Consider the following 9,277-nt stretch of genomic DNA (forward strand, 5'->3'; position numbering starts at 1 on the left):
CCCTCTTTTGTAAGGATAATCGCAATGGCCAAGAAGATCACCGCCAAGGTCAAGCTGCAGCTCCCCGCCGGTTCGGCCAACCCGTCTCCCCCGGTCGGTCCGGCCCTGGGTCAGCACGGCGTGAACATTATGGAGTTCTGCAAGGCGTTCAATGCCCGGACCATGGAGCAGAAAGGCACCATCATCCCGGCGCTCATCACCATCTACGCCGACCGCTCCTTCACGTTCATCACCAAGACCCCTCCGGCGTCCGTGCTTCTGGTCAAGGCCGCCAAGATCGACAAGGGTTCGGGTGAACCCAACAAGAACAAGGTCGGCAAGGTTACCGCCGCGCAGATCGAGGAAATCGCCAAGCTCAAGATGGTGGACATGTCGGCCAAGGACCTGGAAGCCGCCTGCCGCACCATCTCCGGCACCGCCCGCAGCATGGGCATTGAGATCGTCTAACCGGCACGACCGCAAGAGGAATTTCCGCAATGGCCAAGCACGGGAAAAATTATCGCGAGGCGATCAAGGACATCGACCTCATGGTCAAATATGATGTCAATGAAGCCATGGCCCTGACTGTCCAGACGGGCAAGGCCAAGTTTGACGAGACCGTTGACGTTGCCTTGAATCTCGGCGTCAACCCCAAATATTCCGACCAGATGGTGCGCGGCGCAGTGTCGCTGCCCCATGGCCTGGGCAAGACCGTGCGCGTTGCCGCGTTTTGCAAGGGCGACAAGGAAGCCGAGGCCCGCGAGGCCGGAGCAGACTTCGTCGGCGGTGACGAGCTGATCGAACAGGTGAAAAACGGCTTCCTGGCTTTTGACAGCGCCGTGGCCACCCCGGACATGATGGCTTCGGTGGGCAAGATCGGCAAGATCCTCGGCCCCCGCGGACTCATGCCCAATGCCAAGACCGGCACCGTCTCCTTTGACATCGGCAAGGCCGTGGCCGAACTCAAGGCCGGCAAGGTCGAGTTCAAGGTCGACAAGGCCGGCGTGCTGCATGTGCCGCTCGGCAAACGGTCCTTTGGTCCCGAGAAGTTGCTTGACAACTTCCGGGCCGTCATCGATACCGTCATGCGCCTCAAGCCCTCGGCTGCCAAGGGCACCTATCTGCAGGGCATGGCCCTGGCGACCACCATGGGCCCCGGCATCAAGGTGGACACCCAGTCCGTGCGTAAGCTCATTGAGGGCTAGACGCCTTACAATCAAAGCATAATCCGTCCCAGGCCAGAGGTGCGTCCTCTGGCCTGGACGATTTTTCGATATACAACAGGGCATGGAAGGCGAGTCAAAGACAGCGGGTGGGGGTGGTCCCCTTAATTTCCCGCCGAGACCCCGTTTTGGCTCTCTCGAAGGCCCCCGAACCCGCATGTGGAGGTAGGTACCGTGCAACGTGCGCAAAAAAACGAGATTATCGAAAAACTGCGCGCAAGGGCGGACCGGGCCGGCATCGTGGTGGTCACCGACTTTCGTGGCATGACGGTGGAGGAACTGACCGAGCTTCGCGGCAAGCTTCGCGCCGTGGGGATCGAATATCAGGTCGTCAAGAACACCCTGGCCCGTCTGGCGGTGAAGGACGGCGTCCATGACGCCCTCAAGGACCATCTCATTGAGAACAACGGCATCGCGTTCGGGTACGAAGACCCGGTCGTGGCTGCCAAGGTCCTTGTGGATTATGCCAAGACCAGCAAGAAGTTTTCGGTCAAGCTCGCTTGCCTCTCCGGAAAGATCATCGACGCCGCCGGCGTTGCCGAACTTTCCAAGCTCCCGAGCAAGCCCGAACTCCTCGCGATGACCCTTGGCACCATGAACGCTGTGCCCACGAACTTCGTTGGCCTGTTCGCGAACATCATTCGCGGCGCGCTGTACGCCCTTACGGCCATCAAGGAAAAAAAGGAAGCGGCCTAAGGCCGGCTTTCGCCAAAGCGAACCCTTCAGGAGGAACTATCCATGTCCGAGATCACCAAAGAGCAAGTTGTTGACTTCATCGCCAATATGACCGTCCTCGAACTTTCCCAGTTCATCAAAGAGCTGGAAGAGAAGTTCGGCGTTTCCGCCGCCGCCCCGGCCATGGGCATGATGATGGCCGCCCCGGCTGCCGACGCTGCCCCGGCCGAAGAAGAGAAGACCGAGTTCGACGTCATCCTGACCAGCTCCGGTGGCAACAAGATCGCCGTCATCAAGGTCGTGCGCGCCCTGACCGGTCTTGGCCTCAAGGAAGCCAAAGCCAAGGTCGACGAACTGCCTTCCTCCATCAAGGAAGCCGTTTCCAAGGCCGAAGCCGAAGATGCCAAGAAGCAGCTGGAAGAATCCGGAGCCGCTTGCGAAATCAAGTAGTTTGCCGCACGCCTTCGTCTATGACACCAAAGAGCGCCCCCTCCGCGAGGGGCGGGGCGCTCTTTTTCCCTTTTTGTCGATTTTTGCTTTCCGCATCCCTGTCGGTAGTGTAGAACCGACGGTCAGGGACAAACCAGGCGCGACGCGCGCTCCGCAAGGCCGATAGAGGGCGGACGGTACGCCCGCCACCCTTCCCAACGTCGTAGCCCTGCAACAGAGGACACAATGGCCCAGCTGACCAAAAATTTCGGCAAGATCGTCAAAACGCTGACCATTCCCCATTTGCTCAACCTGCAGATCGACTCCTATGAGTTGTTTCTGCAAAAGGACATTCCTCCCACCAGCCGGGAGGATGCGGGACTCGAAGGCGTATTCCGTTCGGTCTTTCCCATCGAGGACTTCAATAAAACCGCCTCGTTGGAATACGTCAGCTACGAAATCGGCGAGCCGAAATACGACGTGCCCGAGTGCATCGCCAAAGGCCTCACCTTCGAGGCCCCGCTTCGCATCAAGGTCCGCCTGGTCGTTTACGATGTGGATGAGGAAACGGAAAACCGTACCATCCGCGACATCAAGGAACAGATCATCTACTTCGGAACTGTGCCGCTGATGACCGAGAAGGGCACGTTTATCATAAACGGCACCGAGCGCGTCATCGTCAACCAGCTCCAGCGCTCGCCCGGCATCATCTTCGAACACGACTCCGGCAAAAGCCACACCAGCCGCAAGGTGCTCTATTCCTGCCGCGTCATCCCCATGCGCGGCTCCTGGCTTGATTTTGACTACGACCACAAGGACATCCTCTACGTGCGCATCGACCGGCGCCGCAAGATGCCCGCCACCATACTTTTCAAGGCCATGGGCATGTCCCGTGGCGATATCCTGCGCTACTTCTACGAGATCGAACACTTCACCATCGACGGGCTGCGCGTCATGCGCCAGGTCCATGCCGATTTCTATCGCAAGGACAAGGCCTACTCCGAAATCCGCGACGCCGAGGGCAAGACCATCGTCGCCGTGGACAAGCCGATCACCAAGCGGGCCTGGCGGCTCATGCTTGAAGCCGGCGTGGAGAAGGTCGAGGTCGATCCGGCCGCGCTCCTTGGCCTGTTTTTGGCCGAGGACCTGACCGACGCCACCACCGGTGAAGTGCTGGTCGAGGCCGGCGACGAACTGACGGCTGATCTCATCGAGAAGCTCAAGGACGCCGGCGTCACCGATTTCCCGCTCCTCCACACCCGTGGTGCGGACACGTCCTCGTCGATTCGCGACACCCTGGCGCTGGACAAGACCGTGGACACCATTACCGCCCAGGTCGAAATCTACCGTCGCCTGCGCCCGTCCTCGCCGCCGACTCCGGAAATTGCAGCCAACTTCTTTGAGAACCTCTTCCGCAATCCGGATTATTACGATCTGTCGCCGGTTGGCCGCTACAAGTTGAACGCCCGGCTCAAGATCGATCAACCGCTGGATTTCCGCACCCTGGCCAACGACGATATCTTAAAGGCCGTCAAGCACCTGACCTTCCTCAAGGATTCCCATGGTCCGGCCGATGATATCGACCATCTGGGCAATCGCCGGGTGCGTCCGGTCGGCGAGCTGGTGGAAAACCAGTATCGCATTGGTCTGGTTCGCATGGAGCGGGCCATCAAGGAGCGCATGAGCCTGCAGGAAGTGGCCACGCTCATGCCGCATGACCTGATCAATCCCAAGCCTGTGGCTGCGGTGCTCAAGGAGTTCTTCGGAACCTCCCAGCTGTCGCAGTTCATGGATCAGACCAATCCGCTCTCGGAAGTGACCCACAAGCGTCGCCTCTCGGCCCTCGGACCGGGCGGTCTGACCCGCGAGCGGGCCGGCTTCGAGGTGCGCGACGTGCACACCTCCCACTACGGCCGCATCTGTCCTATTGAAACGCCGGAAGGACCGAACATCGGTCTTATCGTGTCGCTGACCACCCACTCCAAGGTCAACGACTTCGGCTTCATCGAGACGCCCTACAAGGTCGTCAAGGACAGCCAGCTCACCGGCGAGACCATCTACCTCGACGCCACCCGGGAAATCGACGAGGTCATTGCCGGGGCCAACGCGCCCCTGGACGAGAACAAGGCCTTTGCCAACACCATGGTCGGCGCCCGCGTGCGCGGCGACCAGGTCGTGATCCCGCGCGAGCAGGTCACGCTCATGGACATCTCGCCGAGCCAGATCGTGTCGGTTTCCGCCGCGCTCATTCCCTTCCTCGAGCACGACGACGCCAACCGCGCGCTCATGGGTTCGAACATGCAGCGCCAGGCCGTGCCGCTTCTGCGCTGCGAACAGCCGCTGGTCGGCACCGGCATGGAAGGGGCCGTGGCCAAGGATTCCGGCTCGTGCATCCTGGCCGAGGGTCCGGGCGTCGTCCATTACGCCGACGCCGAGCGCATCATTGTCTGCTACGACGATGCCTCGGTCGGAGCCGATACCGGCGCGGCCAAGACCTATGAGCTGTTAAAACACCACAAGTCCAACCAGAACACCTGTTTCGGCCAGGTGCCGCGGGTGCTGGTCGGGCAGCGGGTGGTCAAGGGCGACGTGCTGGCCGACGGTCCGGGCATCCGCGACGGCGAACTGGCGCTCGGCAAGAACCTGCTCGTGGCCTTTATGCCCTGGTGCGGCTATAACTACGAAGACTCCATCCTCATTTCCGAAAATGCGGTCAAGGACGACACCTTCACCTCGGTGCACATTGAGGAGTTCGAGGTGGTTGCCCGCGACACCAAGCTCGGACCCGAGGAAATCACCCGGGATATTCCCAACGTCGGCGAGGAGATGCTCAAAGACCTCGACGACTGCGGCATCATCCGCATCGGTGCGCGGGTGGCTCCGGACGACATCCTGGTCGGCAAGATCACGCCCAAGGGCGAGACCCAGCTGACGCCGGAAGAAAAGCTCCTGCGGGCGATCTTCGGCGACAAGGCCCGGGACGTGAAAAACACCTCGCTCAAGGTGCCGCCCGGAATCGAAGGCACGGTCATCGACGTGCGCGTCTTTAACCGCCGCTCCGGCGAGAAGGACGACCGCACCCGTCAGATCGAGGACTTCGAACTGGCCCGCCTGGATATCAAGGAAGGCCAGCACGTCGACGCCATCGCCGCCAACATCCGTCGCCGCATCTGGCCGCTGGTGTCCGGCAAGACGGTCTTCCAGACCATCAAGGGCGCCAAGAAAAACGACGTGCTCCTTGAGGCCAACCACCCCATGACCCTGGAGGTCCTGGAGGCGTTGCCGGTTAAAAAGCTCTCCGGCATGTTTGCCGCCAAGGAAACCAACGAGGCTGTGGCCGAAATCCTCGACGAGTACGACCGCCACATCCATTTCGTCAAAGGCCTCTACGATCAGAAGCGCGAGAAGGTCACCGAGGGCGACGATCTGCCCCCGGGCGTGATCAAGATGGTCAAGGTCTACGTGGCCGTCAAACGCAAGCTCAACGTGGGCGATAAAATGGCCGGCCGCCACGGCAACAAGGGTGTTGTGTCCTGCATCCTGCCCATTGAGGACATGCCCTTTTTCGCCGACGGCGGACAGGTCGATATCGTGCTCAATCCGCTCGGCGTGCCTTCGCGTATGAACATCGGCCAGATTCTCGAGACCCACCTCGGTTGGGCCGGCATGGAGCTTGGCAAGCAGCTGGCGGCCCTGGCCGACTCCGGCAAGGCCATGGAAGGCATCCGCGACCGGGCCAAGGTGGTCTTTGGCACCGAGGAGACCGACGAACTCATCGACGGCATGTCCGATGATGAGTTGCGCGACGCCTTGCGTGCGCTGCGCAAGGGCATCGTGGCCAAGACCCCGGTCTTTGACGGAGCCACCGAAGACGAGTTGTGGGACTGGCTCAAGATTGCCGGCCTGCCCGAAGACGGCAAGATCACGCTCTATGACGGCCGCACCGGCGAGGCTTTCCACCGGCCGGTCACCGTGGGCTGCATGTATATCTTGAAGCTCCACCACCTGGTTGACGAAAAGATTCACGCCCGTTCCACCGGCCCCTACTCCCTGGTCACCCAGCAGCCGCTGGGCGGCAAGGCCCAGTTCGGCGGCCAGAGACTGGGTGAAATGGAAGTCTGGGCTCTTGAAGCCTACGGCGCCTCCTACCTTCTCCAGGAGTTCCTGACGGTCAAGTCCGATGACGTGGGCGGCCGCGTCAAGATGTACGAGAAGATCGTCAAGGGCGACAACTTCCTGGAAGCCGGTCTGCCCGAGTCCTTCAACGTCCTGGTCAAGGAACTCATGTCCCTTGGTCTTGATGTGGATCTCATCCAGGACGAGAAAAAGATCGCCAAGGCCCCTCGGCGGTAATCGCACCGTCGACGGCCACAGCCTATAGATTCGCGACGATAACGCCCCGCCGGCATGGCCGGCGGGGCACGAAGCGGGACGGGTCATCCCGCCTACGAGGTATCGTATGTCTCTGGACGAATTGTTCAGCATGCGCGGCATCGGCCAGACCGGAGTCTCCAGCCGGTCGCTCAAATCCATCCGCATTTCCATCGCTTCGCCTGAAAAGATTCGGGAATGGTCCTTCGGGGAAGTCAAAAAGCCCGAAACCATCAACTACCGGACCTTCAAGCCCGAGCGTGACGGCCTTTTCTGCGCCAAGATTTTCGGCCCGGTCAAGGACTACGAATGCAACTGCGGCAAATACAAGCGCATGAAGCATCGCGGCATCGTGTGTGAAAAGTGCGGCGTCGAGGTCATTGCCTCCAAGGTTCGCCGTGAGCGCATGGGCCACATCGAACTGGCTGCGCCGGTTGCCCACATCTGGTTCTTGAAGACCCTGCCTTCCAAGATCGGCACCCTGCTCGACATGACCATGGTCGATCTGGAAAAGGTTCTCTATTTCGACTCCTATCTGGTGCTCGATCCCAAGGACACCAACCTGACCAAGTTTCAGGTCATCTCCGAGGAACAGTACATCCAGGTTATCGACCACTACGGCGGAGAAGACGCCCTGGTCGTCGGCATGGGCGCGGAAGCGGTGCGCAGCCTGCTTGAGGAGATCGATCTCCTGACCCTTCGCGCGGAGTTGCGCGACGAGTCCATGACCACCAAGTCGCAGACCAAGAAGAAAAAGATCATCAAGCGCCTCAAGATCGTCGAGGCCTTCATCGAGTCGGCCAACAAGCCCGAATGGATGATCATGGAAGTCATTCCGGTCATCCCGCCCGAACTGCGCCCGCTCGTTCCCCTGGACGGCGGCCGGTTCGCCACCTCGGACCTAAACGACCTCTACCGCCGGGTGATCAACCGCAACAATCGCTTGAAACGCCTGATCGAACTCGGCGCGCCGGACATCATCATCCGAAACGAAAAGCGGATGCTCCAGGAAGCCGTGGATGCGCTCTTTGACAACGGCCGCCGCGGCCGGGCCATCACCGGCACCAACGGCCGGCCGCTCAAGTCGCTGTCCGACATGATCAAGGGCAAGCAGGGCCGGTTCCGTCAGAACCTGCTCGGCAAGCGCGTCGACTACTCCGGCCGTTCGGTCATCGTCGTCGGCCCGCGGCTCAAGCTCCACCAGTGCGGCTTGCCCAAGAAGATGGCCCTCGAACTCTTCAAGCCCTTCATCTATTCCAAGCTGGAAGAGAAGGGCCTGGCCACCACCATCAAGACGGCCAAGAAGATGGTCGAGCGCGAAGAGCTGGTGGTCTGGGACATCCTTGAAGACGTGGTGCGCGAATATCCGATTCTTTTGAACCGCGCCCCGACGCTCCACCGCCTGGGCATCCAGGCCTTTGAGCCGACCCTGGTCGAAGGCAAGGCCATTCAGCTGCACCCGCTCGTCTGCTCGGCCTACAACGCCGACTTCGACGGCGACCAGATGGCCGTCCACGTGCCCCTGTCCGTGGAAGCCCAGATCGAATGCCGCGTCCTTATGATGTCCACCAACAACATCCTGTCGCCGGCCAACGGAACCCCGATCATCGTACCGTCCCAGGATATCGTGCTTGGACTGTACTACCTGACCATCGAGCGCAGCTTCTCCCAGGGAGAGGGCAAGGTCTTTGCCGACACCGGCGAGGTCATCTGCGCCGTGGACGCCGGGGTGGTGAGCCTGCATGCCCGCATCACCTGCCGCATCAACGGCGAGCGGGTCAAGACCACTCCCGGACGCATCATCGTCGGCGAACTCATGCCCGAGGGCGTGCCCTTTGAGCTGGTCAACACCGTGCTTAACAAGCGCAGCATCGGCAAGCTCGTCGGCGACACCTACCGCATGGCCGGCACCAAGGCCACGGTCATCCTGTGCGACCGCTTAAAAGACCTGGGCTACGAATATGCCACCAGAGCCGGCGTCTCCATCGGGGTCAAGGATCTGGCCATCCCGTCCACCAAGGCCCGCCTGCTTGAGGCCTCCCAGAAAGAGGTGGACGACATCGAAATTCAGTACGGTGAAGGTATCATCACCCGTACCGAGAAATACAACAAGGTCGTCGACGTCTGGACCAAGGCTACTAACGACGTGGCCACGGAAATGATGAAGGAGATCTCCTGGGATACCCTGACCGATGAAGCCACCGGGCGCGTGGAGAAAAACACCTCCAGCAACCCGATCTTCATGATGATCCACTCCGGATCGCGTGGTAACCAGGACCAGATGCGCCAGCTCGCCGGCATGCGCGGTCTTATGGCCAAGCCGTCGGGCGAAATCATCGAGACGCCCATCACCTCGAACTTCCGTGAGGGCCTCTCGGTCGCCCAGTACTTCAACTCCACCCACGGCGCACGAAAGGGTCTGGCCGATACGGCCCTGAAGACCGCCAACTCCGGGTACCTGACCCGTCGTCTGGTCGATGTCGTCCAGGACGTCATCATCACCGAGATCGACTGCGGCACGGTCGACGGACTGGAGATCACCCACTACGTCAAGGCCGGCGACATCAAGCAGCGCGTGCACGAGCGCGCCCTGGGCCGGG

Annotated in this window: 6 protein-coding genes; all 6 read left to right on the plus strand. The window is 60.9% G+C overall.

What is annotated here, in order from left to right:
- Positions 1 to 24: 24 nt before the first annotated feature.
- Complete coding sequence (rplK, locus tag DVDV_RS11960) at positions 25 to 447, plus strand: 50S ribosomal protein L11 (protein WP_024825308.1); 423 nt, start codon at positions 25 to 27, stop codon at positions 445 to 447.
- Positions 448 to 476: 29 nt separating this feature from the next.
- Complete coding sequence (gene rplA, locus DVDV_RS11965; protein ID WP_075354887.1) at positions 477 to 1,184, plus strand: 50S ribosomal protein L1; 708 nt, start codon at positions 477 to 479, stop codon at positions 1,182 to 1,184.
- A gap of 192 nt (positions 1,185 to 1,376) precedes the next feature.
- Positions 1,377 to 1,898 carry a 50S ribosomal protein L10 gene (gene rplJ, locus DVDV_RS11970; RefSeq protein WP_043639919.1) on the plus strand — a complete coding sequence of 174 codons (522 nt, stop codon included), beginning with the start codon at positions 1,377 to 1,379 and terminating at the stop codon, positions 1,896 to 1,898.
- Positions 1,899 to 1,940: 42 nt separating this feature from the next.
- Positions 1,941 to 2,327 (plus strand): 50S ribosomal protein L7/L12, encoded by a 387-nt coding sequence (rplL, locus tag DVDV_RS11975; protein ID WP_075354888.1) that lies wholly within the window; start codon positions 1,941 to 1,943, stop codon positions 2,325 to 2,327.
- Between the two features lie 225 nt (positions 2,328 to 2,552).
- On the plus strand, positions 2,553 to 6,659 hold the full coding sequence (rpoB, locus tag DVDV_RS11980; RefSeq protein WP_075354889.1) for a DNA-directed RNA polymerase subunit beta: 4,107 nt from the start codon (positions 2,553 to 2,555) through the stop codon (positions 6,657 to 6,659).
- A 106-nt stretch (positions 6,660 to 6,765) separates the two neighbouring features.
- On the plus strand, positions 6,766 to 9,277 hold a 2,512-nt coding region (gene rpoC / locus DVDV_RS11985), incomplete at its 3' end, for a DNA-directed RNA polymerase subunit beta' (protein ID WP_075354890.1).

Source organism: Desulfovibrio sp. DV, from assembly GCF_001936595.1.
Lineage (GTDB): Bacteria > Desulfobacterota > Desulfovibrionia > Desulfovibrionales > Desulfovibrionaceae > Solidesulfovibrio.

Bases quoted from the DNA above. Each gene is read 5' to 3' on its own strand.
- rplK (WP_024825308.1), top strand. From the start codon at position 25: ATGGCCAAGAAGATCACCGCCAAGGTCAAGCTGCAGCTCCCCGCCGGT.
- rplA (WP_075354887.1), top strand. From the start codon at position 477: ATGGCCAAGCACGGGAAAAATTATCGCGAGGCGATCAAGGACATCGAC.
- rplL (WP_075354888.1), top strand. From the start codon at position 1,941: ATGTCCGAGATCACCAAAGAGCAAGTTGTTGACTTCATCGCCAATATG.
- rpoB (WP_075354889.1), top strand. From the start codon at position 2,553: ATGGCCCAGCTGACCAAAAATTTCGGCAAGATCGTCAAAACGCTGACC.